The organism is Neobacillus camarae, from assembly GCF_054950115.1.
The window spans coordinates 1,110,872-1,136,524 of record NZ_JBUCKX010000001.1 but is presented as its reverse complement, the minus strand read 5'-3'; the positions used below and the strand labels follow the sequence as shown (position 1 = coordinate 1,136,524).

At 38.8% G+C, this 25,653-nt stretch carries 23 protein-coding genes and 1 pseudogene; 3 read left to right on the top strand and 21 right to left on the bottom strand.

What is annotated here, in order from left to right:
- Positions 1-108 precede the first annotated feature (108 nt).
- The 5 genes from uxuA to ACY8D0_RS05340 all read right to left on the bottom strand — a co-directional run bounded on the left by uxuA (position 109) and on the right by ACY8D0_RS05340 (position 7,723).
- Complete coding sequence (uxuA, locus tag ACY8D0_RS05360) at positions 109-1,185, bottom strand: mannonate dehydratase (RefSeq protein WP_462409442.1); 1,077 nt, start codon at positions 1,183-1,185, stop codon at positions 109-111.
- A gap of 243 nt (positions 1,186-1,428) precedes the next feature.
- Entirely contained in the window at positions 1,429-2,748 is a 1,320-nt protein-coding gene (locus ACY8D0_RS05355) for an ABC transporter substrate-binding protein (RefSeq protein WP_462409441.1), read from the bottom strand.
- Between the two features lie 69 nt (positions 2,749-2,817).
- Positions 2,818-4,923 carry a glycosyl hydrolase 115 family protein gene (locus tag ACY8D0_RS05350; RefSeq protein WP_462409440.1) on the bottom strand — a complete coding sequence of 702 codons (2,106 nt, stop codon included), beginning with the start codon at positions 4,921-4,923 and terminating at the stop codon, positions 2,818-2,820.
- A 52-nt stretch (positions 4,924-4,975) separates the two neighbouring features.
- Positions 4,976-5,881 (bottom strand): helix-turn-helix domain-containing protein, encoded by a 906-nt coding sequence (locus ACY8D0_RS05345; protein WP_462409439.1) that lies wholly within the window; start codon positions 5,879-5,881, stop codon positions 4,976-4,978.
- A 597-nt stretch (positions 5,882-6,478) separates the two neighbouring features.
- Positions 6,479-7,723, bottom strand: a complete 1,245-nt coding sequence (locus ACY8D0_RS05340) for a Gfo/Idh/MocA family protein (RefSeq protein ID WP_462409438.1) — start codon at positions 7,721-7,723, stop codon at positions 6,479-6,481.
- A gap of 237 nt (positions 7,724-7,960) precedes the next feature.
- On the opposite strand from ACY8D0_RS05340, the gene ACY8D0_RS05335 reads away from it, so the two are divergent.
- Positions 7,961-8,836 carry a DMT family transporter gene (locus ACY8D0_RS05335; protein ID WP_462409437.1) on the top strand — a complete coding sequence of 292 codons (876 nt, stop codon included), beginning with the start codon at positions 7,961-7,963 and terminating at the stop codon, positions 8,834-8,836.
- A gap of 94 nt (positions 8,837-8,930) precedes the next feature.
- Here ACY8D0_RS05335 and ACY8D0_RS05330 read toward each other — a convergent pair whose 3' ends face one another.
- The 5 genes and pseudogenes from ACY8D0_RS05330 to ACY8D0_RS05310 form a co-directional block, all read right to left on the bottom strand.
- On the bottom strand, positions 8,931-9,308 hold the full coding sequence (locus ACY8D0_RS05330) for a hotdog domain-containing protein (protein ID WP_462409436.1): 378 nt from the start codon (positions 9,306-9,308) through the stop codon (positions 8,931-8,933).
- A 126-nt stretch (positions 9,309-9,434) separates the two neighbouring features.
- On the bottom strand, positions 9,435-10,433 hold the full coding sequence (locus tag ACY8D0_RS05325; RefSeq protein WP_462409435.1) for an MBL fold metallo-hydrolase: 999 nt from the start codon (positions 10,431-10,433) through the stop codon (positions 9,435-9,437).
- A gap of 32 nt (positions 10,434-10,465) precedes the next feature.
- A pseudogene (locus ACY8D0_RS05320) lies at positions 10,466-11,244 on the bottom strand (helix-turn-helix domain-containing protein).
- Between the two features lie 14 nt (positions 11,245-11,258).
- Positions 11,259-11,834: a LysE family translocator gene (locus tag ACY8D0_RS05315; protein WP_462409434.1), complete on the bottom strand. Its 576-nt coding sequence runs from the start codon at positions 11,832-11,834 to the stop codon at positions 11,259-11,261.
- A gap of 149 nt (positions 11,835-11,983) precedes the next feature.
- Positions 11,984-14,311 carry an alpha-L-arabinofuranosidase C-terminal domain-containing protein gene (locus ACY8D0_RS05310; RefSeq protein ID WP_462409433.1) on the bottom strand — a complete coding sequence of 776 codons (2,328 nt, stop codon included), beginning with the start codon at positions 14,309-14,311 and terminating at the stop codon, positions 11,984-11,986.
- Positions 14,312-15,140: 829 nt separating this feature from the next.
- On the opposite strand from ACY8D0_RS05310, the gene ACY8D0_RS05305 reads away from it, so the two are divergent.
- Positions 15,141-16,373, top strand: a complete 1,233-nt coding sequence (locus ACY8D0_RS05305; protein WP_462409432.1) for a cytochrome P450 — start codon at positions 15,141-15,143, stop codon at positions 16,371-16,373.
- A 101-nt stretch (positions 16,374-16,474) separates the two neighbouring features.
- Here the strand turns inward: ACY8D0_RS05305 and ACY8D0_RS05300 are convergent, their stop codons facing one another.
- From ACY8D0_RS05300 to ACY8D0_RS05270, 7 genes are all read right to left on the bottom strand, one after another.
- Positions 16,475-16,765 (bottom strand): hypothetical protein, encoded by a 291-nt coding sequence (locus tag ACY8D0_RS05300; protein ID WP_462409431.1) that lies wholly within the window; start codon positions 16,763-16,765, stop codon positions 16,475-16,477.
- A 331-nt stretch (positions 16,766-17,096) separates the two neighbouring features.
- Positions 17,097-17,873 carry a sulfite exporter TauE/SafE family protein gene (locus ACY8D0_RS05295; RefSeq protein WP_462409430.1) on the bottom strand — a complete coding sequence of 259 codons (777 nt, stop codon included), beginning with the start codon at positions 17,871-17,873 and terminating at the stop codon, positions 17,097-17,099.
- Between the two features lie 58 nt (positions 17,874-17,931).
- A complete protein-coding gene (locus ACY8D0_RS05290; protein WP_462409429.1) occupies positions 17,932-19,059 on the bottom strand; it encodes an MBL fold metallo-hydrolase in 1,128 nt (375 codons plus the stop codon).
- Positions 19,060-19,273: 214 nt separating this feature from the next.
- Positions 19,274-19,570, bottom strand: a complete 297-nt coding sequence (locus tag ACY8D0_RS05285) for a rhodanese-like domain-containing protein (protein ID WP_462409428.1) — start codon at positions 19,568-19,570, stop codon at positions 19,274-19,276.
- 15 nt (positions 19,571-19,585) lie between these two features.
- Positions 19,586-19,951 (bottom strand): rhodanese-like domain-containing protein, encoded by a 366-nt coding sequence (locus ACY8D0_RS05280; protein ID WP_462409427.1) that lies wholly within the window; start codon positions 19,949-19,951, stop codon positions 19,586-19,588.
- 92 nt (positions 19,952-20,043) lie between these two features.
- Complete coding sequence (locus ACY8D0_RS05275) at positions 20,044-20,307, bottom strand: metal-sensitive transcriptional regulator (protein ID WP_462409426.1); 264 nt, start codon at positions 20,305-20,307, stop codon at positions 20,044-20,046.
- A gap of 3 nt (positions 20,308-20,310) precedes the next feature.
- Complete coding sequence (locus ACY8D0_RS05270) at positions 20,311-20,682, bottom strand: rhodanese-like domain-containing protein (RefSeq protein ID WP_462409425.1); 372 nt, start codon at positions 20,680-20,682, stop codon at positions 20,311-20,313.
- A gap of 319 nt (positions 20,683-21,001) precedes the next feature.
- Here ACY8D0_RS05270 and ACY8D0_RS05265 point away from each other — a divergent pair, with 319 nt between their 5' ends.
- Positions 21,002-21,412 carry a YidH family protein gene (locus ACY8D0_RS05265; protein WP_462409424.1) on the top strand — a complete coding sequence of 137 codons (411 nt, stop codon included), beginning with the start codon at positions 21,002-21,004 and terminating at the stop codon, positions 21,410-21,412.
- Between the two features lie 259 nt (positions 21,413-21,671).
- On the opposite strand, the gene ACY8D0_RS05260 is transcribed toward ACY8D0_RS05265, so the two are convergent.
- The 4 genes from ACY8D0_RS05260 to ACY8D0_RS05245 form a co-directional block, all read right to left on the bottom strand.
- Positions 21,672-22,067: a DsrE/DsrF/DrsH-like family protein gene (locus ACY8D0_RS05260; RefSeq protein ID WP_462409423.1), complete on the bottom strand. Its 396-nt coding sequence runs from the start codon at positions 22,065-22,067 to the stop codon at positions 21,672-21,674.
- Positions 22,068-22,085: 18 nt separating this feature from the next.
- Positions 22,086-22,652: a sulfurtransferase TusA family protein gene (locus ACY8D0_RS05255; RefSeq protein WP_462409422.1), complete on the bottom strand. Its 567-nt coding sequence runs from the start codon at positions 22,650-22,652 to the stop codon at positions 22,086-22,088.
- Between the two features lie 143 nt (positions 22,653-22,795).
- Positions 22,796-23,023 (bottom strand): sulfurtransferase TusA family protein, encoded by a 228-nt coding sequence (locus tag ACY8D0_RS05250; RefSeq protein WP_462409421.1) that lies wholly within the window; start codon positions 23,021-23,023, stop codon positions 22,796-22,798.
- Positions 23,024-23,501: 478 nt separating this feature from the next.
- Positions 23,502-25,442: a CoA-disulfide reductase gene (locus tag ACY8D0_RS05245; protein ID WP_462409420.1), complete on the bottom strand. Its 1,941-nt coding sequence runs from the start codon at positions 25,440-25,442 to the stop codon at positions 23,502-23,504.
- Positions 25,443-25,653 lie beyond the last annotated feature (211 nt).

Here is a 25,653-nt window from a genome sequence, read left to right as displayed (position 1 = left end):
AGGTTCTTCCCCATTTAACTAAAGCTTTGAAGAAATTTACTTTTCTAGACAAAAAAAGATGTCCGGCTAATCAAGGACATCTGAAAATAAGAAAAATTCACTACCATATTAATAGATCATTTGTTCATTTAATACATTTGCATCCCAAGCGCCTAGTAAATACATCACGCCTAAAGCGCGATCATATAAACCATACCCTGGCCGGCATACTTCATCCCATATATGCCTGCCATGGTCCGGGCGGATATAGCCATCAAAGCCATTGTCATATAGTGCTTTGATGATTCCTGTAATAGGGACGGAACCATCTTCGGTCAGATGGGAGGATTCGATAAAACTGCCATCACCAAAATGCTTTACATTACGGATATGGGCAAACGGAATTCGGCTAGTAAACGTACTAGCAATATCTATTAAATCGTTGCTAAGGCTGCCCCCTAATGAACCGGAACAAAATGTTAAACCATTGGAAGGACTGTCGACCGCACTTAAAATATTGTGAATGTCCTGCTTGTTTTTTACAATCCTTGGTAATCCAAAAATAGAAAACGGCGGGTCATCAGGATGGATGGCCATCTTAATGCCGCATTCTTCAGCTACAGGACAAATCTCCTTTAAAAAATAGGTCAAGTTGGCAAGCAAATCTTCTTCGGTCACATGTTTATAAAGATCAAATAGACGTTTTAAATCTTTTAATCTTTCAGGTTCCCAACCAGGAAGCGTTAAATCCTTCGTATTTTCTTCCATATTTTTAACGACCTCTTCAGGTGTAAGGGAGAGGACTTTTTTCGCGTCGAAATACAACGCCGTGCTGCCATCTTCCGCTTCTTTATACAGGTCGGTACGAAACCAATCAAATACAGGCATAAAATTATAGCAAACTACCTTCACGCCATATTGGCTTAAATTTTTCAATGTTTCTTTATAGGCTGCGATATATTTATCTCTTGAAGGTAATCCTAGTTTGATATCCTCATGAATATTAACGCTTTCGACCACTTCCGTATTCAAGCCATATTGATTGGCTTGACTGACGACTTCTTCAATCCGTCCAACGGGCCATACTTCACCGGCCGGTACATCATGGAGTGCCCACACCACCCCTTTAACTCCCGGAATCTGGCGGATTTGTTTTAAGGTAATGGTATCATTTCCCTCGCCATACCATCTGAACGTCATTTGCATTTGATAGCCCCCTTTGTATTGTTGGTGATACCTAACTGGAATTTCCTTATACCTGTAATTATAGTTCCTTTACTGACATTTTCTGAATCAAATAACCGATTAGTTTGTTTAGAAAACAGTTATTTCCCTAAGGTCCTTTAATTGACATAAAAATAAGATTCTATCCCCACTCTGAATTTAGTAGAGATAGAATCTTAATGATAGCAAATCCGTAAAAAGTTCCGCTATCAAATTGGTTATGGATTATTTTTTATTTTGAGCCAAAATTGCATCGGCTTGTTGTCTGAATTGTTTTGCGGCGTCCTCTGCCTTTACAGTTCCAAACGCCATTTGATCGGCGAATGTCTTTAATAGATTGATGATTTCCCCTGCACCTGCTGGGTCAGGACCATTAAATGCTGAACTGTTGTTTTCAGCCCAAGCTACATAATCGAAAATCTGTTGTTGTACCGGAGACAATAAAGGCTTTAACGCTTCTTGGACTTTGGAAGATCCAGGAATGCCGCGTTCACCAAGCATTAATTTATTTGCCTCAATATCGTTGGTCAGGAAGTCAATAAATTTGGCAGCCTCTGCCTTTTGTTTGGAACTGTTGGCAATGGACCAGAACATACCTGGTTTGATGAACAATCCTTTATCAGCATTCGGTCCTGGTAACCCGGATATGGCCAGCGGTCGATTTGCCACTTGCTGGATGCCTAACAACTGACTAGCCCATTGGACAATGCCGATGGATTGTTGCTTTACAACAGGATTATCTTCAAGTCCCTTTACTTGTGCAATGACGTCCGGTGAAGGAATCGCTTTATTTTTTACCATATCGGAATACATTTTAAAGTAGTCAACAAAGTATTTGTCATCCTTATAGCCCAAGGATGTGCCATCTTTGTTGTAAAGTCTTTGCCCATTTGTTCTTAAATAATAGTTAAAAAGTACATCCGGGGCCGTGCCTGGTCCATTATCAATGTACAGTCCTGCAGCGCTTGCCTTTTTCCCCAATTCTTTATAATCATCCCAAGTCCAGTCCTCAGGGACTTTGTCCATGCCGATTTTTTTCAACAAGGCAGGGTCATATTGGTAACTGAGGGCAACCATGCTGGCTGTTAACCCGTAATATTTGCCGCCAATTTTTCCACCATCAAGGAAATTTTGGCTGAGATCCGCTGTGTCAATTTCCTTGCCATAGAAAGGTGTTAGATCCGCTAATTGGTTATTGGTAGAGTACTCGGTAATGTAAGAAAGATCCATTTGGATGACATCCGGAAGCTGATTTGCCGCTGCTTGGGGGGCCATCTTCTTCCAATAATCATCCCAGCTGGCATATTCAGGTTCGATCTTTACATTGGGATGCTCTTTCTCATAGAGTTCAATCATTTTTAGAGTATAGTCGTGTCGTGGCTGGTTTCCCCACCAGGCTACACGCAGCGTAACCTTTTCGTCCTTGCTGGTATCCTTATTTTTATCGGATTCTCCCTGATTCTTACTGGTTGTGCTACTGCTGCTGCATGCTGCTAATGAAAAAAACAGGAAAAGCGATAGCAGAGATATCATTAATTTTTTCATAGTTAGAAGTCCCCCTTTAAGTCATGTAAGTGTTTACAATTGTTTATATAGAAATAATAATTTTTGGTTTTAGACAACTACCAAATTATGAAACAATCCTTCTTGCTGGAAATATTCTTTCAACCTTTGAGCGAGTTCATCATCGGAAAGTGGATTGCGATGGGTATTTTCCAAATAAATATACTTTTCCGTTTCCGGCATCAGGTATTCCTTATACCAAGCGAAGAAATCAGGGCTGTCGCCGTGCATACGCAAGAACCGCCGTAGTGTGTCCACATTTTGAACCGTGCTCTTTATATTCGTGAGCCAATCTGCTTGGTAAAAGCGATCCCATTTCCCATGCTCGCAGTCTCTTAAAACGTCAAGCCCCATCTCATAGCACCACTTTGATTCCGAGGCAAAGACGAAAGCTTGCGGATAACGCTGGTCACAATACTCTTTATAAGACCGGCACAGCCAGTAAAACCCTTCACAGCCGGATAAATGAAGTGCACCGTGGAACCGTAACTGGTCTATGGCCCTTCTCTTATCCTCTGAATCAAGTTTTGATAGAATATCATCACACCTCTGAAGCCAAGCTCTCCATTTTTTTATGCCTTGCTCCAGCAGCTTTTCAAACGCTTTTACTTGCTCAGCGAAAGGTACCTCTCCCACAGCCCAAGTTAATCTCACATCCGGTTGATGCCTCTTACCTTGCAGCCAGTGGCCGATAATTTTTCTTGCCGGGTGGTGATAGTACTCGTCACCGGCTAAATCATCGGAATGGGGTCCGTATTGGATCGCCGCTTCTGTGTAGCTATGATACAGTTCCTTCAGCTCATCTTGATTAGTAGAATAATAACTGTTGATGAATTGACTCAAGTGCTCACTCACGTCGATGGTACCGGCACTCCAAAGCTCGCGAATCACATCAAGCGCATAGACGTGGGGACGAATGTTGCCACAATTGAGGAGCAAATAGTCATCGGCTCCAGCCGCAAAGGCTGCCTCCATCTCCTGTTTTAGGAACGAGGCCGGACCTGGATACATGGTTAAATGATTAGAAGCCTGCAGATCATGGAAGGTCACATGATAATACAAACCATGTTTGCCACTGTCACCAGGTTCCGGAAGCGATGGAACCCGTAAATTCCTATTGCCATTCCTGCGGGAAACCATTTTTCCATAGCCATTATCCGCCCAAATCTTGATAACATCATCTGGCAGTTCAACATAGCCCTCTTTATATAATTCTGCGATTTCACCATACAGTGCTGCACAATACACAGGATTCTGTACTGCGCCTGCAATCATGTCATATTGCTTCCGAATGACTTTGCTGATCATCGCCCCACGTTTTTCTGGAGTATCGAAGGTTGGGTCATCTTCCCAAAAAGGCCTGTCTCCTTGCCCCCGGAACGACAGCACCCAAAGCACTTTCTTGTCTTTTTGCTTTTCGATGGCCTCTTGCCACAGCTTCTCAAATAGTTCTGGCTCCTGTTGATAGCTGGCTTTTCTTCCAGGGTAAGCGCGCAAAAACATTTCAGCACCCAGAGGCTCGGCATGATGGTGGGTCACCCATAGACCCATTTCTGAAGCGACCTCGTAATGCACTCCGGTTCTCGGCAAGTCTGTTCCAGGAATCACCATGTTGCCTCCGCAACGAAGCAACGCTTCAAATACAGGCTCCCACACCTCTCTGGAAGGCGGATAGGGTTCCTTCCAACCAATTAAGCACACTTCGTCGTTGACAAACCAACCCCGGTATCGAACTTTAGGCATTGGTGCGTCATACTCCCTCATTGGTATATCAATTTTGGGACGGGAAACGATGGATTGGTCTGACCAAAACCAGAATGGTTGTATCCCCAAAAATCTTTTGCTGAACTCCAGGATCCCGTAAACGATGCCCAACTCATCATAGCCCACTATATCCATCCAAGAAACGTTTCCATCTGAATGGAAGCGAAAACCATATACCTCAGGACGTTGCGGACAATTGTCTGGTTCTTCCGCATATCGGATACAAAGATCGGCCTCTTTTTCAGTTCCAATTACCAGCTTGGGCTTCTCGCCCAGCACTGTTTCCAAATCTCTGGCCAATATCCGGATGGCATGCTCAACTGGGGTAGTCCGTTTTTCGGGAACTTGTATTCGCAATTGTCCCTTTAACTCTAGCTGTCTATTTGTATTCACTTAAACATCCCTCCTTGTACCATGATACTTTAAATTTTCTGTTTCGGATTTTCTAAAGTTGCTCCGTTTTTATCGAAAATTGCTTTTTTAACATGGTATTGTACTTTTTCCGAAAATCGGAGGGAGTGATGCCACTGTACTCTTTAAATAGTCTGCTGAAATGGGACACATTTCGGATGCCTACACTTTGTCCAATATAGGTCATTGATTCAGGTGAAAACTGCAATAATTTTTTAGCCTCTTCCATTCGTTTGTGCTGGATGTAAGTGGTTATAGTGTATCCGGTTACATCTTTAAAGCAATGGCACATGTAATGTTTATTAATATTAATGGAATTGGCAATGAAATCTAAATCCATTTCTTCGTTATACTTGCTATTAATGATTGATAATATTTGCTCTACATACATTTCTTGTTGTGTCAGATGCCGATATTGCGATTGATTATTCATAGCTTGAACCTTCCTGTACACCAATACCAACAACTCAAATAAAATCGTAGCAGCCATTGTTTCGTTACCAAACTCGTCTTTATTTAACTCAGTGTTCATTTTCGAGACCAATTTTTCAATCTCGTGCTGATCATTTATATCGCAATGAATCAGCAGCCCATTATTTTGAAACATATGTAATATTGGTTCGAGAATCTTGTTTGGAAACATTCTTATAGGTGTATCCAGAAAATGGATAATACTTCTGATATATGGGGAATCTTTATCCGGCTTAGAAATATGAGGGATTTGACCTGGAATTAAGATCATGTCGCCCTTTTGAAGCGGATAAACTTGATCGCCAATAATAACTTTTGCGTTCCCCTTGTAAAACAGGTAGATTTCATATCCCATGTGGAGGTGTAATAATCCATCTCCGTCAATTCCGTTTTTTTGATACTGGACAAATATCCCCTTATTTTGGAGCTGGTTATCTGTTTCGTTGGATTGTTTAGGAAACAATGTCATCCGATCACTACTCTCTTAAAATTATGAAAGCAAGCGGTTTCTGCTATACTTCAAAATTAAATGATTTTTACTGTTCTGACAATTGTTTTTTCCAGTCATTGAAGTTTTGGTATTGATTTCTTGTGATGCTCATCAGCCTTTTCCTGTCTTTCTTTTCAAAAGGGTGTTTAGGTAGATATTGTGTTTTCCTTAAACTATACCGACAAAGTGTGTTCCCCAATATTGGTATACTATATGATGGATAAGCGACTGGTCCGGCGGTTTTTCCATGTGTTCAGTCGTTTATAAAGGTTATTAACGACTGTTCTCCCGGTTTTTTCATGCGTTCGGTGGTTTATAAAGGTTATTAGCGACTGTTCTCCTGGTTTTTTCATGCGTTCGGTCGTTTATAAAGGTTATTAACGACTGTTCTCCCGGTTTTTCCATGTGTTCAGTCGTTAATAAAATGTAAAATTCTATTACTTCTTCAGGTAGTCTATTAATCCAGAAATAACAACACCCCTTTCAAAAAGAAAAAAGATGACTCCCCTATTGAGCCATCTTCACTATTCCACTCTATTCTATTAATGGCTTCTATCATATCAGCAAGCATGAAATTTAATCGCAGGGATATACGACTCCCCATTCTAAGCGCAATTGATCCATAAGCTTCATTGTTTCTAGCGTTTCATGAAGCGGCATGATTGGACTTTCTGATAAGCCCCTATCAAGGCAGCGCATAACCTCTTCAACCTCATATTCATATCCATTCACCCTAAAAGGGATAGAGATTTCCTTCACACCTTGAGCATTATGAAGATTCATTACTTGTGGGCAGTGAAACGGCGGAAATACTTCAATATAGCCATCGGTCCCAATCACTTTTGCACTTATGCTTCCAAGGCGCTCCATTCCAAAGCTCAGCTCCGCCTTTTCTCCTGTACTCCACTCAAAGGTGACAGAATCCACCCCATCCACTCCTGTGGATGCCAGAATACAGTCTGATGTGATGCTATCAGGGGTTCTTCCCACCATCCAATTTGCGAAGGTTATGGGACAAATTCCAAGGTCCAGAAGGGCACCCCCTCCAAACTCGGGCAATCGACGGTTAGAATCAGAGGTAAACTCAACAGAGAAATCTGCTTCGATTTTTTCCACTCGGCCAATACTGCCTTCATTAATTAATTCCTTTAGCTTGTTTAGAACGGGGTTAAACTTCATCCACATTGCTTCCATGAAAAACACATTCTTTTTGCTTGCAATGGATAGCAGCTCTTCTGCTTGATTTGCATTTATCGTAAGTGGTTTTTCACACAATACTGCTTTTCCAGTTTCTAGTGCAAGCTTAGCAGGTTCAAAATGTTGGGGATGAAGATTAGCAATGTAAACAACGTCCACCGCTGGGTCTTCGATTAACTCCTCATAGGTACCATATATTTTTTCAACAGGAAATTCTTCTGAAAATGCTCTTGCCCGATCCAATGAACGTGACGCAACCGAATAAAGCTCTGAACCCTCCGATCCGTTGATCGCTTCTGCCAATTTCTTTGCAATGCTGCCCGGACCAATGATTCCCCATTTCAAAGGACTTTTAAAAGCCTCTCTATTGTAATTTTGAACACTTGTAAAAGTTATTTGCTCTATTTTTGGTGCTTCTATTTTTGCAAGGTCCTCCACACATGCTCTCAGTTGCTCAACTGTAATATTGGATTGTGGAAACTGTGATATTTTTTTAAGAGTGAATCCTTTTGCAAATTCTATCGCAGGAGTTGAAGTAAAATCTGGGAAGTACTTTTCCAAGACAGCCATTGCCGCCTCACTTTTTAATAAATCACCTATTCTGGTATTTTCTGAAAATGGCATATTGCCAACCTCCTTGTCTTGTTCCAACTAACTTTTCGTGAATATATGCGGTAAATCCTGCTATAATGAACTCAGACAATTTAGTTAATTTGGTCAAGAGGTGATTCAGAATGTATTGGACTCCATTATTTGAAAATGATGTACCAGCAGCACGCTTCTGCTCTTAATGGAGGGAAGGTGACTACATCTCTCCGTTAGGGGCATTTTCGACCTAAATAAAAGACGGAGGGAATAATAATGAAAAACACCCTATTAGGATCGATATATTTGGCTTTAGCTTCCAGTATTTGGGGCAGCATGTATGTTGTTGTTAAAATTGTAGTATCGGTCATACCCCCATTGGAACTTGTGTGGATGCGATATTTAGTGGCTCTTGTGGCACTTCTCTTGATCGGCTTTATTACACGACAAAAATGGCGAATCGATAAACGCTATTTCTTACTCATTTTCGCCATTGGCATAATCGGTAACGCCATTTCAATTGTGACCCAAGAAACTGGCACCATGCTGTCCTCAGCACAAATGGGAGCGATAATAACTTCTTCAACACCAGCTTTTATGGTTATTTTTGCTCGGTTTATTCTAAAAGAACGATTAACATTAAAAAAGGGACTCTCGGTTTCTTTAGCAACTGTTGGGGTATTGCTCATTGTTGGAGTCGGTCATGTGAATTTGTCCAGTAAACTTGGTGGGATTTCCCTTCTTATTGCTGCTTTAACATGGGCACTCATGTCTGTGCTTGTGAAGAGGGTACCGAGTGTATATTCACAGATTGTGGTAACGACTTATTCCATCTTGGTAGCCCTAATCGTGTTGACCCCTTTTGTTTTGCCACGGTTACACGCGATTCATTTCTCGCAACTCACTCACCCGACCATATGGGGAGGAGTCTTGTATTTGGGCATTATATCAACCGCCTGTGGATTTCTACTTTGGAATCGTGGATTACAAATGCTTAAAGCCTCTAGTGGAGGGCTATTTTTCTTTTTTCAACCCGTGGTTGGGGCACTCCTGGGTTGGCTTATTCTTGGCGAGACACTAGGGGTAACGTTTTGGATTGGCTCTATGCTAATACTTTCTGGTGTTTTGTTCGTTATTATAGATAAAAAATAGTATGTAAGAACCCCTTCATTCATAACTGAAGGGGTATTGTTATTTTATTAATTCAATTGCCCCTGAATGAAGAAAACAAGATAAAATGTAAAAATTATAATATTACCCCTGAAAAATCCCCTTTTAATACTTCTTTTTCATTCTGGTTTTTACATAAAAAGGTTGCATGAATAGCTGTTCTATTATTTTCTTGCCGTTCGTATTTTTCAATTTTCACTTCACAAATGATGGTATCCCCTGTAAACACAGGTCTTAAAAACTCAAAATTCATGTTACGGGCCAGTACGTTTGCATCGCCGCCTACTTTTGTTGGCAAGGTGGCCGTTAATAAGCCTTGAATGACAAGTCTTCCCTGTTCATCAGGAGTTATATGGTGAACCCCTTCATCACCTGAAATTTCTGTGAATAATTCAACATCCCTTACTGTAAAAGTTCGTTCAAACGTAATAATATCTCCTACTTTTAATGACATATAAATTCCCCCCCTGATGGTTTAATGCCTTATAAGTTATTAGTAGAGTGAATATTGCAATAACTTAACACGTTATTCAACTATCTTTCCCCTAACAATCTTTCAAACAGTGTCCAATATATTCATTTACTTCCCACTTCTTAATGTGAGAAAATCTTGACCTTGCCAATCTTTCGGCTTTATGTTCTTATCCATCCATTTCTTTTGTGGTGCTTGATATGGAGCGGAGGCGAATAAACGATTATCGTGCCAGCTTGCTGCTCCGGAACGAATCATTTCCTCCAGTAGGATTGGAATAAATTCTTCTGAACTTAGCTGGAAAGAGTAGCGTGCAAAATCTTGAAACCACCCACAATTCAATAGGTAATGATTGATTTCTTCTCTTGCCAATCCATTTTTCATAATTAAGGTAAATGAAAAAATCCTCTTGCAAGCATGCCATGAAATTTTTTCTGGAGACTTGAGCCACTTTTCAAGCCTTTTCCTTGCTGCCTCAATGCTAGCCATTGGCTTCTCTATTTGAGGTCCATGCCCTGAATATGCCTTCCGGATCCTGAGCATCGACAACCGATCCAAACTTTCCATGGATCGTTGGATCGATGAAACGCCTTCTCGAAAGATATTTAACCATCCAATATCATTGTTATGAAAGAGGTCCCCGCAAATTAATGTCTCTTCTTCAGGTTCATATAAAGAAATATGTCCTAATGTATGTCCAGGTGTGTGCAAGACTCTCAAAGTTCTACTTCCTGTGTGAATTTCATTGTTATCACTGAGCTTTTTGTCAACTCGATAAGGTTCTACTGGCTGATCTAACCATTCTGCACAACAGGCTTCAGGGTCACAAGAATTTATTAAATCCGCTTCCCACTTATGAGCAGCAATCGTCACGCCATAATTTTTTTGAAGATGAAAATTGCCCCCAACATGGTCACTATGGTAGTGCGTGTTCACAATAAGATGTAATTCTTCTGGTGAAATGCCTGCTTCTTTTATTAATTGTTCTGTTTCTATGGCATCACTCCCAAAACCAGTATCAACCAGAATCGGAAGCTGGTCTTTAATCAGGATTATGTTTGCACTTGGAAATTTTCTTTCAAAGAAAATAATACCGGATTTTTCCATGTCGCTTTTCCTCCTAAAGTTCAAACTACTCCTCAGCTAATATGAGACAGATATTCAAATGCTGTTGTTCCAAATACACTTTTAAAGTGTTTATTCAAATGGGTTAAATCAACGAAACCACATTCAGCTACAGCTGCATATATGTCGCCTTTTTTCTCGATTATCTGCTTTGCACGTTCTAACTTGCAGTTTAGGAAGTATTGGTATGGTGAAATTCCAGTATGAGCCTTGAATAATCTGATAAACTTAAATTTCGATAAATCTAGCTCTTTACAAATCTCATCAAGTTTAAGCACAATCTGTAAATTTGTATGAATTATCTCCTTTGCTTTTCTAATTAGAATGTTATCTTTCTTATAGTCTGTAGAAAGATTCTCATGAATGAGACGATCTGTCAGGGATAAAAGCAGTTCACTGCATACAGCTTCATCTTTTTCGTTTAATATGGCATGAGAAAGATTTATTATTCTTTGCTGAAGTCTATGATCATACACAACAGGTGTTGAAAAAAGGACTATTTCCTTTTTCTCCATAACCTCTAAAAGCAATTGCGGCTCAATATACAGCATAACATAATCTAGTCCTGCTTTATGATCATGTGCCATACCATCGTGTGCCTGTTCGGGATTAAACAGCATCACTCCACTTGGATAAGATAATTGTAGACTACCATCAAGGTTATAGTGTTAATCCCACGTAATGTTACACCAATTGCATACTCCTGATGGGCATGTTTTTTGTATGTAAAATCTGCAATACTTGCAGATAATGCTGTAACCCCTGCCGATTTTTTATAGATAAATTGATTCATAAGTACTACCTCTTTTACAGCCATATCATGATTCCGGAATACGCTAAAAATAATGCCATTATTACATTAGCTATCTTACTATGATTTTGTAAAAATTTCCTGAAGATTGTACCGAAAAGAACCCACGTAATAAATGCTAAAAATCCAATAAGAGTGATTATGAATACGCATAAAGTTACTGCAGGGATTTCAGTATAATACGGCATAATAAAGCTAGGTATTACAGTCATTGTAAATAGTACCACCTTTGGATTTAAAAACTGCATAAGGAGACCTGATTTAAATGTACCAGATTGATTACTAGTTGGTTTTGAAGTATCCACTTTGTAAATTTGAAAAGCGAGATAAAACATATATACGCTTCCGATTACCTGCATAACAATTAATATTTTAGGTATGATCGTCATTAGCAACGTATTTAGCATAGCAGAAATAATAAGTAATAGGCCAAACGCAATTGTTGCTCCATATGTATATTCGATTGCTTTTTTTGCCCCACAACGATGCACTGTGGATAATATCACGATATTAGTAGGTCCAGGTGTAAAAGTGACGATAATGCAGTAAATTAAAAAAGATGTAATATTCATGAGGAAAACTCCTTTCAGGGTAATCTCAAGTAAATATACATCTTAAAATTAAATACGATATAGTATGAAATTGCAGTTTTTTCTTTCAGATTACTATTCAAACTGGGGTTGATCATCCATTATTGTTAACAAATAATTTTTGATCGCGGTTATTCGTAAGTAGCAAAAACAATACCTAATGAGGGAACTTCAACCTCAACTCTGCCGTTTACAACTTCCTTTTCTAATTGACTCTCAGTAAAATTTCGTGGATTTTTAAAAGAGTTGACTGAGTCCTTAACACCATTAAGGGTGTGAAGATAAACTTTCGAAGCTGGGAATTCTAAATCAACAGTAATCGCTTCTTCTCTTACATTCACTAATTTAACAATTTTTTTATTGTTAACTGAATCTTCAACCGCATTAATATAAAGAGCTTCTTTTTGCGGCAAAGCAGCCTCGATTTGATTCAATAGATCATTGTCAATCGTTGCCGTAATGGTTCGCTTATTAACCCTTAATTCACAATGGTATCTCTTACCTGCTTCCACTCTCCAAATGGATTGAGTTAAATCACTAACACGCCCGTTTTGGACACTACGGATAATCGTGTCTTGATTTTGCCAGCCACCCAATAACCAATAAAAAGAATCACCATTATCTTTCCGGCCGAACATCAATTTGAAGCCTTTGTCCCATTTACCTCCGATTTTTTCGAAGTCAAATGCGATGGTATAATGCTCACTGTTGATATTTGTGAAAATTTTTTGTTCAGTTGAGCCGATTGTTCCATCAGGAATTGTAGTGACTTCACCAGAATCATGATTAACGATAGTCATATTTTGATAACATATATTTGCAAGATCTCCTTCCACCCCGATTGCCCCATGAATAAATGGATCACCGTTCACTTCTGCTTCCGGTAAATCTATTGCATTCCATGCTATATTTCTCGTCCCCTGATTCTTCATAAATATTTTTTGAACATAGTAGTTTTGACTTCCATACACTTTTTCTTGATCAAACCAAATCATATTTGGCCGCCAGTTCACATAATCAATATTTGCTAACAATGGCGCATAGCAAGCTAGAGAAACTTTATCCGCATTCCGTTCAAATCCAATCATATAACTGGCCTCTACTACCGCGTTATACCATTCATTTCCCCAAGAGGCATATTCCCCCAGGAAAACTTTAGATCCCGTAGATTCATAGTCATCGTAACGATAATGGTTTGCCAGATACCAATCCGTCGTTTGATAATAATGTTCATCGACTAAATCTGATCCATGCTCTCCCGCACTATTCCAACCTCTTTCGAACTCGCTTCCGGCAGCAAATGGCCCAGCGGAATTGATCAGCTTAATGTCCGGATATTTTTCCCTCAATGCCTGATGATAAAAAACATAGCGATCAAAAAATGGCTGGCCGACTTCTTCGTTCCCAATCGCAAGATACTCTAAATGAAATGGCTCCGGATGTCCCATCTGTGCTCGTAGTGCCCCCCATTTTGTAGTCGCAGAGCCATTCGCAAACTCAACTAAATCCAATGCATCCTGGACCCATTCATCCATTTTTTCAAAAGGCACTGCCCGCTGATGATGGGGGTCAAAACCACCTGGCAATACCGGCAATGGCTTCGCGCCTATATCTTCACACAAGACAAAGTATTCATAGAAACCCAGGCCCAAACTTTGATTGTATCTCCAAGAATTTCTTCTACTCGGCCGTTGTTCTACCGGACCCACTGTATTTTTCCAGCGATACATGGAATCGCGGTCTTCACTATTGAGACTGCCGTCATGGACTAAACAGCCTCCGGGAAAGCGAAGGAATTTTGGCTTCATGTCCGCTAGCATTTCTGCAATATCTTTGCGGCATCCATTTATACGCCCTTTAAAGGTATGAATAGGAAACAACGAAACCATATCAATCGCTAAATTTGCTCCAGGCAAAAACTCTAAAACAAGTCTCCCGGTTCGTGATGTCTTTTCAGCCGTCAAAATCAACTCAAATTGTTTCCAATCCTTGTAATTAACCACGCATGAAGCTTGGGCAATTATCTCGCCATCTCCCGTTTTTAACGATACTCCAATAGTGGTTTCTTCCATTAAATTTCTAACAAAAAATGAAAAACGATACTGTTTATTAGCTTCAAAAAACATTCCATGATTAAATCCATCATTTTGAATAGTAATATTGCCAGTTGCGTCAATTTTCAAATAATGTGGATTATTCTGATGTAAGGGGGCTTCATTCAATACGCGAATTGTTAACGCTTCTTGTTGCAGCGGGTTACCTTTTTCATCCATCCACCCATACAAAGCATGATATTCCGGGTGGTCAATGGAACAATACTCAAAAGAACGATTTTGAACCATTTCTGCATACAGTCCGCCATCTGCCGCATGATTCAAATCTTCAAAAAATAAGCCATACAGATCTCCTAAGTCATGCCCTTTTTGGTTAGGGTCAATAGAGATAATTGGTTTCGACATCTCCTCACACCTTTAACTAAAATCCTTAATTAACAGCCTTTAAAAAATTTAATAGCTTTTCCATCCAAAGAATACTATGCTCTGACTGACTAAATGCATGTTCACTAATAAATTGAACTGCCCACTGCTGTTTTTCATCCATTATTTCCTTTGATACTTTGAATTCCTCTTTATAACTTGCCCAACGGTTCTTTTCTTGTTTTATCGTCTCCTCAAGGAATAAAGCTGCCTTTGCTGGGTCAATGTATTATAACAGATAAATGGATATGTACAATTCTTCTAACTTAGAGACTTTTTTAAAGCTGTTATAAATCTCTTGCTCGAGAAAAAGTCTGCCTTTCTGAGTAATCCCATACATAGTTTTGTTTGGGCGATTGACGATCTGAATGGTTTCGCTGGTTCAATAAGCCCTTTTTTCTGTAATATCTCAAATAGTAAAATTTTCCTTCGCTTATATTTATGGGAATGGCATCTAATAATGCTTTCTTTAATTGATAGGGATTGCTATTTTCATTAGCCAAACTCCCGAGGATAAATAACGAAAGAGACATAGGAACATTTCCTTTCTATAATTCGTTCTCTATTTCCTTAAATTTTATCATAATAGTCGTTATCGTACCTTCCTTCATTTTCAACGCTGAAACGTTACTCTCTTAAACCGTTTAGCTTCTGCTAGAAAATAACGCAAGTGTAATAAAGACCATTTCTATAATTTTACAAAGATCCAGAAAAGATTCTTAAGCTCAATTTACTCTATAAAAACTACTCTGATTAGAGTAATTTAAAATAAGCAATTACATTACGCAAATTCATTTGATGAGGAAAATGCATGAGTCAAGAAGTCATTCCCATGAATGAAGTCACCAATTTCCAATCACGTACCGAAGAGTTTTTTCCGATTAATTGGTACAAAGAAATGCTTGACCATCATCCTGTTTATTATCATGAAAAAACCAATACATGGAATGTATCTACATATGAACATGTTAAACAGGTGTTAAGTAACTATGAATACTTTTCAAGTCAAGGACCTAGGACCACCATATTTGTTGGAGCAAAAGACAACCAAGAAAAAACCTCACCGATTATGAATATTACCCTTTTAGATCCGCCCCAGCACCGCAAAACACGCGCCTTGTTAGCAGCTGCTTTCACTCCCCGCAGTTTAAAGAACTGGGAACCGCGTATTGGGCAGATCACATCCGAACTTGTCAAAGACATACAAGAAAACTCTACTGTTAATATTATAGAAGCCTTGGCAGCGCCATTGCCTAGTATGGTCATAACAGATTTATTCGGGGTGCCGGTACAAGATCGCCATCAGTTCAAAAAATGGGTGGATATTCTTTTCCAACCTTATGACAAAGATAGATTGAAAGATATTGAGCTGGAGAAACAAAATGCTGCCAAAGAATATTTCCAATATCTCTACCCGATTGTCGTTCAAAAACGTTCAAACCTTTCCGATGATATTATCTCTGACTTAATTCAAGTCGATGTAGATGGTGAAAGGTTTACGGATGAGCAGATTGTACAAACCACCATGCTGCTTCTAGGTGCCGGGGTCGAAACTACAAGTAATGCAATAGCCAATACATTCTATTCCTTGCTCTATGATGACCAGTCTATATTTGGAGAATTAAGAAATAAAGTGGAATTAGTGCCAAACGCCGTAGAGGAAATGCTCCGCTATCGTTTTCATATGTCCAGGAGAGATCGTACGGTCAAACAAGACAACAATTTATTAGGCGTTGAGTTAAAAAAAGGAAATGTAGTGATTGCTTGGATGAGTGCATCGAATATGGATGCGGAAATGTTCGAAAATCCTTTCACATTAGACATACATCGTTCCAATAATAAAAAACATCTGACATTCGGAAATGGTCCCCATTTCTGTTTAGGCGCACCTCTTGCCCGATTAGAAATGAAAATTGCACTTGAGACATTCGTGAAAAAGTTTTCTCGTATCGATCCGGTTGAAGGGTTTCAATTAGAGGAAAATTTAACTGCTTCAGCGACGGGGCAGTCCTTGACTTATCTGCCTATAAAGGTTTACAGATAAAGAATTTTATTTAATCGTTTGAACGGTAAACCCATTAAATACAAAAAAAAACCAAAACCTTGTGAAAAACAAATTTCAAGGTTTTTGGTTTTATTTATTTACTAATTGTGAACTAACTGATGTTTGACTTCTTCCCAATAATAATGAATTTCCTCTTTCCGAACGACTTCCGGACACTCTACTTCAACGTCCCAATGGTCGTAATTGTTTTCACCGTTTACATGTTGGATATCGACGCTATAATATCTATCTTTGTATTTGAAAATAATGACAACCATCTCGGAATAGCCCGCATCATCGTTCCCGAGCTCCTGAACAAACTCCAACCCGTAAGTGGGATCATTTCTGCGTTCAGCAACAGAATCTAAGATAACATTTTTAGGAAACTTCATCTTCTTGCACCCTCTATTATTAAAAGTATTTTAATAAGAAAATCGTTTAAAAAGAAAGATCATCCTTAGGTAACATAAAAAAAGTAGTGAAATTGAGCCAGACTTCTAATTTCCTGTCAATCACAACATCAAAACCACAAGTTTTATTATATCTCACTTTTTTACCGTTTCAAGGATGAATTTATGGCAATATGCTGTCTTTTTTGGGATAAATTATGTTGCACCAAAAAAGAGGTTGCTTTTTGAATTTGCAACCCCTGTTTGGCTTTTTTATTACTTCTTGACCTTATACCTGTTCAATATTTTTTAATCTCTTAGAAACATCTAGAGCTTATAAAATTACCATCCATGTTTTTACTGCTGTGGCTAATATTAATATCCCCATAATCATTTGCAATACTTTGGTATTCACTCTTTTTCCAACATTGGCTCCTATAGGTGAAGCAATTAAACTGGCAACAACCATGATTAAGGATGGAAGAATTGCCACTTGCCCTGTTGAGATTTTTCCCGCAACCGCCCCAATAGATGAGATTAAAGTGATTGCCAAGGAAGAAGCGATCGTCATCCTGGTTGGGATCTTTAAAACCACCAGCATAATCGGTACTAAGAGGAATGCACCGCCAGCTCCCACAATCCCAGCACCAATTCCAACAGTGAAAGCAGATAGCGCTGCAACCCATTTGTTAAAATGAACTTGTTCCAAAGGAATTTGATCAATTCCTCTTTTCGGGACAAACATCATAATCACGGCAATCAACGCTAAAACTCCATAGACGATGTTGATTCCGGTTTCCGGCATATGAGTGGAACCGAATCCCCCAATAAAACTTCCAATCAATATACCGATACCCATATAAGCAATCAGTTTTTTATTTAAGAATCCGCCATTGCGATAAGCTAACACCCCTCCAATGGTGGAAAAGAATACTTGGATGGCAGTAATTCCTGCGACTTCATGTGATGTAAAATGACCGACACCAAGTAGAACGGGAATGTATAACAACATCGGGAAGTTTATAATGGCACCACCGATGCCAAGCATCCCTGAAATAAATGAACCCAAAAGGCCAATGAGAAAAATGGTAATGATGAAGCTAATATCCATGATGTCCTCCCTTTTAAAAAGGGAGCCTTACGTTGGCTCCCTTTTTTCTACCCCTTAATTAACGAACCGCACATCGGTTTGGTCCAATTTCCATTTCCCGCTGTTTATCGAGGTCAGGGTTAATCCTTCCCATATTTGTTTCACGAATTTCTTGGTACGCATTTGGCTGGGGCGGCAAATTTTCTGTTACCATTTTTCTGAACTCATTTTCATCCTCGATGTTTAGTCCGTGATTTTTGGCAAATAATGCACCTAATTTTTCTGATACACTGCCATCATCATTTAATTCGTCAATCATCATAAAATGGGCAGGCAATACCATAAGGTCTTCAGACAGTTCCCTGTAGCGCCTATATAGGGTTTCTCTTAAATCACCAACCCAGTCTTCTGCTTTACCGGCTAAGTCAGGCCTTCCGATTGAATCAATGAATAAAATATCTCCGGAGAGCAAGAACTGTTTATCGACCACAAAAGAAGTAGATCCAATTGTATGGCCCGGAGAATATAAAGCATGTATATTAATTGTGGTATTTCCGATTGTCACTTCACTACCGTCCTCTAATGCTTGGTATTCGAATGTTACTTCGGTGGCATCCTTTGGCGGCAGCCAGTACATCGCTCCAGTTTCTTCAGCAATTTTACGCCCTCCAGAAATATGGTCCGCATGAAGATGTGTATCAAATACCTGAGTAATTTTTGCACCAATCTGGCCGGCAAATTGGAGATAATCATCAGTCATTCGTGTAGCATCAATTATCGCAGCCTCACCATTGGAAACAACCATATAGGATAAGCACCCCTTACCGATGCGAACAAATTGATAAATTTCTCCTCCGTCATTCAGGTCACCAACCTTAACCGGCTCTAGATATTCACTCCAAGCTTTCATGCCACCTTTAAGGTACGTAACCGTCAACCCTGCTTCGGAAAGCATATCTGCCACCATCACAGATGAACCTTCTTTTGCACAAACCACTAAAACCTCTTTATCGGCAGGAATTTTTTCAAGAATGTCTTCCACACCATCAAGTAGTTCATAATAAGGAACATTTAAATAATCAAAATGATGTCCTTCAATCTTCCAATCCTGAAAATCACTTTCGTTACGGACATCTAAGATAAACAATTCTTCTTTATTAAATACTTTTTTCGTTACCTCTTTTGTTGTCATAACATTTACAAGCATTTATTATTTACCCCCTGCGGTATTAATTTGTTTAAAAAAATATCTCTATTAAATATGGCTGTTGATTGCAGCGAAAGAGGCTCAGCGAACCCAAGGGCGTACCGGGGAGCCTCTTCGGCAACGTATACCCGCAGGAGTCGAACGCCTTCCGCTTCAATCAACAGAGTTTAATACAACAACAAGATTGTTTTATTGAGCTAATAGATATAAAAAGTTATTCTACTTTCCCTTCCCATGCGAGCATTCCGCCAGCCATGTTGATTACGTTATACCCATAGCTTTCAAGGAATTGGGATGCACGACTGCTTCTTCCCCCTGAACGGCAAACCATAATGTATTCTTTTGCTTTATCCAATTCATTCATGCGGAATTCAATTAAACCTAATGGAATGTTGACGGCACCAGGAATTTTCCCTGTTGCAACTTCATTTACTTCACGCACATCAATGATATTTAATTTCTTGCCTTCATTTAGAAATTGTTCCACTTCTTTTGCAGTTAATGTTTTCATTTTATTGTCCTCCTATTAATTCGACCAAGCACCCATGCCGCCTTTGACATTGGTTACTTTCGAAAATCCTAAGTTTATTAGTGTTTTACTGGCCTTTTGGCTTCTCATTCCGCTCTGACAAATGACAACTACTTCTTTTTCTTTTGAAAGTTCCTTCTCTGCTTGTTGGGCAAGTTGAAGGAGAGGAATGTTCTTGAAACCCTTGATATGGTTTCCTTTAAATTCTCCGGGCGTGCGAACATCAATAAATTGTTTGTTCTTATCATTTAGCATCGATTTTAATTGTGATGTGGAAATATTGATTACACCTTTTGTTGGCAGGAATCTCTTAATGAAAAAGAACAGCAGTAATACGATTACAAGATAATTAAGGTATTGCATTTTTTAACCACCTTTTTAGATAAGATATTTACATTACCTTTACCCCTATGGGTATTATACTATCTAAAATAAAAGAGGGGATCACCCCTTTTTTATCGGCTTTTTACTAGCAGATTGACTGCTTCTTGGACAAATTCTTCCATCTTTTTATCCCCAGCTTCATTTGCTTTTTGTACACATTCCACTAGATTTGAACTTACAACCACCCCAATGGTGCGATCAATGGCCGTTCTTGCTGCAGATAACTGGGTAATGACATCTTTACAATCTTTATTTTCTTCCATCATTTTCAAAATGCCTCTAAGCTGTCCTTCAATACGTTTGACGCGATTTTTCATTTGATCATTATAATCCATGTATTATCCCTCCTTTACCCTGTACTTTTTCTTTACTATTAATTGATTATGGCCAATGAATGTATAACCAACAACGCGAAACCCTTTTTTTCTTAAAAACCGAATCCCCATATTTTTTTCAATATTACTAGACACTATTAAATGTAAATCACTATTTGGTATTTCCTTATAATTTCTTTTGAGGTAAGCAATAGGTATATTTATTGCACCATCGATGGGTTCCTTATTGGAAAGGTTATAGTCTCTTACATCCATAATTTTTATTTTATCCAATTCAAAATCTTTCAAATGAATCGAACGCGCGCTAAGCACTGGGATATATCTTTTATACATGATAAATAGGATAAATATAACACAAACAACTGCGAAAGTCATGCTTACCTCCTTCCCTTGAAGGAACAACTTTGACAAGTTTTATAATATACCCATACGGGTATATTGTCAACTCATTTATAAATTACTTTTATGGTTTGCCTGTGCATGTACGCTAAAGAACAAATAAGCATCATACACTATCCTCTATACAACCAATTAAACGATCTTCAATATCCTTAGCTAGTTGCTTCTACTTGGATCGTTATGCTTTTTCCACTTTTATGTAAGGAAACAACCAATTTAATGAAAATTCCTTAAAGGTGTAATAATAATCTTGGACTTTAGGTTGAAATTACAATATAAGTATCGAGGTTAACATATGAATGAAGCTCGCAAACAATCGATTACAGCCAAAAATCAACAGCAACCCACCCTCGACTCGAAATATATACAGCAGCATTTAGCTAATGAAAGAACTTATCTTGCATGGATTAGAACCAGTATTACCATAATGGGTGTAGGGTTTTTAATCACCAACTTACACTTTTCAACACTGACTATCAAAGTATATATGGCAGATATCTTAGCCAAAGTAATCGGGTTAGCTTCTATTGTCATTGGACTATTGGCTTTATTTCTCACCACCGTTTCCTATTTTAAAAAAGGGTACGACATCAATAATCAAACATTTCGATTTTCAAGATCAATGGTTGTTTTCCTATCGCTTTCTTTAATACTGGTCTTCCTTGTATTTGGGGTTTATTACTTATATGTATGGCAACTGATTTAGCCTCTCAAAAAAAGGGATTTTTCAATAGTCAGGTAACAACTTATGGCAGCCCTTCTAATTTTTATATTTTGCTTTGATAACGAGTCTGTTGCTTTGTGATCCAAGCGCTTCGCTTTCCGCGGACGTGCAAAGGGAGCCCGCAGGAGTCTGCCTACCTTCAACACCCCGATCAACAGGAGCATTGAGAAATTACTATGATAAGATTAGTTTAAAAATAACAGCGGCAGCCACTTTGACCACCGCTTTATCGTTCGCTTCATTAAAATGTTAAAGTGATATCTGCATCTTTGGCAAAGTCTAAAAAGGTTACAGCTCCGCCTACTTCAATGCCATCCACAAAGTCTTCTTTTTCTAAGCCCATGACATCCATTGTCATTTGGCATCCGATGAATTTTACACCCATTTCTTGGGCCATTGCCGCTAATTCTGGAATGGAAGGTACATTTGCTTTGGCAAATCCTTCTGCAAAGTGTTCTTTTCCTTCAGGCATTGGTAATTGTTTAACTGCCTCTTTGTGAATTAAATTCAGCCCTTCAAAAGTAAAGAAAATAGCTACCTCTTGGTCTGTTGCTGCCGCTGCTGTTGCAATGTTAAACACCTTATATGCATCAAATAATCCACCATTACTTGCAATAATTGCTACTTTTTTATTCATTATTCATTCCTCCTGATTTTAGTTATTGATTCCTATCGTTTTGCCGGTCCATTGACTCATTCCAGGAACAACATTTGTTACCCTTGTAAAACCTTTCTCGGATAACTTTTGTGCTGCTAGGTCACTTCGGCTGCCCGTTCGGCACACCACAAAAATGTTACTTTCTTTGTTTAATTCGTTCACCCTTGATTCCAATTCACCTAAAGGCAATGAAACCGCATTTTGAATATGGTTAAAGGCATATTCGGCTGCTTCTCTTACATCAAGTACAATGATATTTTCATTTGCTCCAAGCATTTTTTCCAGTTCTTCATTGTTTATAATATGAGGGTGCTTTTTTTCACTCGTTTCATCATTTGAAGCTTTACGAAGATAATGTTTCAACACTTCGCCCTCTTCAATGGTTCCTATATATTGATGCCCTGTGCTTTCAGCCCACGCTCTTAAATCAGCTTTTGAGCCTTTATCTGTTGCTTGGACTTCTAGTACTTGCCCTGCTTGAAGTTCATTCATAGCCTTTCTTGTTTTGACAATAGGCATTGGACATGCCAAACCTTTTGCATCTAAGCTGTAGTTTACGTCCATCTTGTAACCGGCCTCCTTTGAATTACATACCCACTTGGGTATTTATAGAAACAAAAAAATATATCTATTTCCTATCCGCAAGCCTTCCGCCATTAGTAATTTCTTTCTCTGCTTTTTGGCCCGGTTTTCAGTCATGTAGAAAATTATCCTTTTTTAATCCAGAATTTTAAAATATCATTTTCTTCTTCGAATTTTACTAACTCATGGCCTCCTGATTTTGCCCATGCAGGAAGATCATTTATTGCGCCTTTATCTGTTGTATGGATTTCCAAAACTTGTCCTGATTCAAGTTCATCCATTGCCTTTTTTGTCTTTACAATGGGCATTGGACAAGCTAAACCCTTTGCATCCAAAACTTTCGTAACATTCATGTGAGTACCTCCTAATCCTTTTTCAATTACCCCCATGGGTATATACTAATGAAAATAGAAGTAAGTGTCAACTTTTTTTTATAATAGAGCAGGCAAATCCATTTTGACATTTATTTCTTAGCTACCATATTAGAACCGATACTATTGAAAATTTTCAATAATAATGTATAATCCACAGTATATCTATAGGAATTAAAAAGATACGTGGCTGGGATGGATCGTTTAAAAAAACTATTTATAGAGCGTTGTCCTACATGCAACAAAAGGTTAGAAACACATCATTCAAATTTTCTAAAAGCATAGTCGTTAAATCTTGTCCAGAGCAACATTATCAAAAGGAATTTCATCCAGCTTTTGAGTCATATATCGAAACGGATATTGGTACAAAATAGAAGGCAGAGTTATAATCTGCCTTCTATTTTTTTCTGATTCCTTTTTCAATCAAAAATCTGGACACATTGACTTCCGGATTCTTTTTTTATTTCTTTTTTATCCAAAAACTAATAACCTGATCATTTTGTTCTGTTTTTAAGATGGTGTGGCCCGCGTTTTTCGACCAGGCAGGAAGATCATTTAACGCACCTCTGTCTGTCACTTGAAGTTCAATAACTTGCCCGCTTTCCACTGCCTCGATTCCACTTTTTAGCTTAATAATAGGCATTGGACAGGTTAAACCGGTGACATCTACCACTGTATCAGCGCTAATGTCATTTGCGTTTTTCACCTCTGTATCATCGTGATCATTGGTATTGGCTTCCACTTTTTTGATATTGCTTCCGAATACAGAAGAATATGTTTTCCAACCACCATCAAGGTTTTTTACCTGATATCCGTTATTCTTTAGAATCCGGCTTGCCAAATACCCTCTTAGACCAACTTGGCAGTTGACATAAACCGTCTGATCTTTGGGAAGTTCCTCTAAGCGATTTCTGAGCTCATTTAAAGGAATATTGATGGAACCTTCAATAAAACCAAATTCCCTTTCCATCGGTTCACGAACATCCACTAATAAACCGCCTTCTGCAACCATTTGATCCATTTCATGCCACTGGACCTGCTCCAATTCTCCTTCCAAAATGTTAGTGGCCACATAACCGGCCATATTCACTGGATCTTTTGCAGATGTGTAGGGCGGTGCGTAAGATAATTCCAGATTCGTTAAATCTTCAACTGTCAATCCGCCTTTGATGGCTGTTGCTATCACATCGATTCGTTTATCCACACCATCCGCTCCAACAGCTTGGGCACCGTAAATTTTTCCTGTTTCTCTGTCAAAAATCAATTTTAGTGAAATGGGTGCAGCTCCCGGATAATAACCGGCATGTGAACTTGGATGAATATGAATGACTTCATAATCCACTTCTAAACGTTTTAATGTTTTCTCATTATTTCCAGTTGCAGCAACTGTCAAGTTGAATACCTTTACAATCGAAGTGCCTAATGTTCCTTGATATTTCTCTTTTTTGCCCATGATATTGTTAGCGGCAATTCGTCCCTGGCGGTTGGCCGGACCGGCAAGCGGAATCATGGCTTTTGTGCCGCTAATATAATCAACAACCTCTACGGCATCCCCAACAGCATAAATATCCTCATGAGAAGTTTGAAGAAATTCATTTACCGCAATTCCCCCGCGCTCCCCTAGAACTAATCCCGCTGTCTTGGCCAATTCATTTTCCGGTCTTACACCAATAGAAAGGATTGTCATATCTGTTTCAACTTCTGTCCCATCAGAAAGAACAACCTTCTTTCCCTGGTCAGCGAAAGACTGGACGCCATTTTCTAAAATTAACTTCACACCTTTTTCTGTTAAGTGTGTGTGTAAAATACTAGCCATTTCAATATCGATTGGAGCCATTATTTGTTTTGCCATTTCAATTATGGTTACTTCCATTCCTCTATCCACTAAGTTTTCGGCCATTTCAATGCCAATAAAGCCTCCGCCGATCACTACAGCCTTTTTAGGATGCAGCGTATCCACATAATTTTTGATTCTATCTGTATCAGGAATATTCCTCAACGTAAATAGAGACAGGTTCTCCTTAAGTCCAGGAATAGGCGGAACAATTGGTCGCGCACCAGGTGATAGCAATAACTTGTCATACGATTCTTCGTAAACTTCTCCCGTTTGTAAATTCTTGATGGATACCGTTTTGTTTGCAGGTTTTATGCTCAACACTTCACTTAAATTGCGAATATCAAGGTTAAATCGCTTTGACATTCCTTTAACGGTTTGCACTAATAATTTGCTTCTATCTTTAATCGTTTCTCCGATATAGTAAGGTAAACCGCAATTGGCAAAAGAGATGTATTCTCCCCGCTCCACCAGGACAATTTCCACCTCTTCGCTGACTCTTCTTAATCTGGCAGCTGCTGTTGCACCGCCGGCAACTCCACCGACAATGACTACTTTCTTGGTCATGGTATTCCCTCCAAATTATATATAAATTTTATTATTAATAATATTTGCCTGTATACATACCCACGGGGGTTATATACCTTTATGGGTATTATATAGTCTAAAGAATATATGTAAAGTCTTATATACCGACTTTCACACATTCTTCACAATTAAGGATTGGCTTTTATTCTTGATAAGAAGGCTGAAGGCATCATTTGCCCGAACCCTAAAA

What these genes read in the sequence shown, in the direction of transcription:
- uxuA (WP_462409442.1), bottom strand. Translation starts at nt 1,185, where the DNA reads ATGCAAATGACGTTCAGATGGTATGGCGAGGGAAATGATACCATTACC.
- ACY8D0_RS05355 (WP_462409441.1), bottom strand. Translation starts at nt 2,748, where the DNA reads ATGAAAAAATTAATGATATCTCTGCTATCGCTTTTCCTGTTTTTTTCA.
- ACY8D0_RS05345 (WP_462409439.1), bottom strand. Translation starts at nt 5,881, where the DNA reads ATGACATTGTTTCCTAAACAATCCAACGAAACAGATAACCAGCTCCAA.
- ACY8D0_RS05340 (WP_462409438.1), bottom strand. Translation starts at nt 7,723, where the DNA reads ATGCCATTTTCAGAAAATACCAGAATAGGTGATTTATTAAAAAGTGAG.
- ACY8D0_RS05335 (WP_462409437.1), top strand. Translation starts at nt 7,961, where the DNA reads ATGAAAAACACCCTATTAGGATCGATATATTTGGCTTTAGCTTCCAGT.
- ACY8D0_RS05330 (WP_462409436.1), bottom strand. Translation starts at nt 9,308, where the DNA reads ATGTCATTAAAAGTAGGAGATATTATTACGTTTGAACGAACTTTTACA.
- ACY8D0_RS05325 (WP_462409435.1), bottom strand. Translation starts at nt 10,433, where the DNA reads ATGGAAAAATCCGGTATTATTTTCTTTGAAAGAAAATTTCCAAGTGCA.
- ACY8D0_RS05315 (WP_462409434.1), bottom strand. Translation starts at nt 11,834, where the DNA reads ATGAATATTACATCTTTTTTAATTTACTGCATTATCGTCACTTTTACA.
- ACY8D0_RS05310 (WP_462409433.1), bottom strand. Translation starts at nt 14,311, where the DNA reads ATGTCGAAACCAATTATCTCTATTGACCCTAACCAAAAAGGGCATGAC.
- ACY8D0_RS05305 (WP_462409432.1), top strand. Translation starts at nt 15,141, where the DNA reads ATGAGTCAAGAAGTCATTCCCATGAATGAAGTCACCAATTTCCAATCA.
- ACY8D0_RS05300 (WP_462409431.1), bottom strand. Translation starts at nt 16,765, where the DNA reads ATGAAGTTTCCTAAAAATGTTATCTTAGATTCTGTTGCTGAACGCAGA.
- ACY8D0_RS05295 (WP_462409430.1), bottom strand. Translation starts at nt 17,873, where the DNA reads ATGGATATTAGCTTCATCATTACCATTTTTCTCATTGGCCTTTTGGGT.
- ACY8D0_RS05290 (WP_462409429.1), bottom strand. Translation starts at nt 19,059, where the DNA reads ATGCTTGTAAATGTTATGACAACAAAAGAGGTAACGAAAAAAGTATTT.
- ACY8D0_RS05285 (WP_462409428.1), bottom strand. Translation starts at nt 19,570, where the DNA reads ATGAAAACATTAACTGCAAAAGAAGTGGAACAATTTCTAAATGAAGGC.
- ACY8D0_RS05280 (WP_462409427.1), bottom strand. Translation starts at nt 19,951, where the DNA reads ATGCAATACCTTAATTATCTTGTAATCGTATTACTGCTGTTCTTTTTC.
- ACY8D0_RS05275 (WP_462409426.1), bottom strand. Translation starts at nt 20,307, where the DNA reads ATGGATTATAATGATCAAATGAAAAATCGCGTCAAACGTATTGAAGGA.
- ACY8D0_RS05270 (WP_462409425.1), bottom strand. Translation starts at nt 20,682, where the DNA reads ATGACTTTCGCAGTTGTTTGTGTTATATTTATCCTATTTATCATGTAT.
- ACY8D0_RS05265 (WP_462409424.1), top strand. Translation starts at nt 21,002, where the DNA reads ATGAATGAAGCTCGCAAACAATCGATTACAGCCAAAAATCAACAGCAA.
- ACY8D0_RS05260 (WP_462409423.1), bottom strand. Translation starts at nt 22,067, where the DNA reads ATGAATAAAAAAGTAGCAATTATTGCAAGTAATGGTGGATTATTTGAT.
- ACY8D0_RS05255 (WP_462409422.1), bottom strand. Translation starts at nt 22,652, where the DNA reads ATGGACGTAAACTACAGCTTAGATGCAAAAGGTTTGGCATGTCCAATG.
- ACY8D0_RS05250 (WP_462409421.1), bottom strand. Translation starts at nt 23,023, where the DNA reads ATGAATGTTACGAAAGTTTTGGATGCAAAGGGTTTAGCTTGTCCAATG.
- ACY8D0_RS05245 (WP_462409420.1), bottom strand. Translation starts at nt 25,442, where the DNA reads ATGACCAAGAAAGTAGTCATTGTCGGTGGAGTTGCCGGCGGTGCAACA.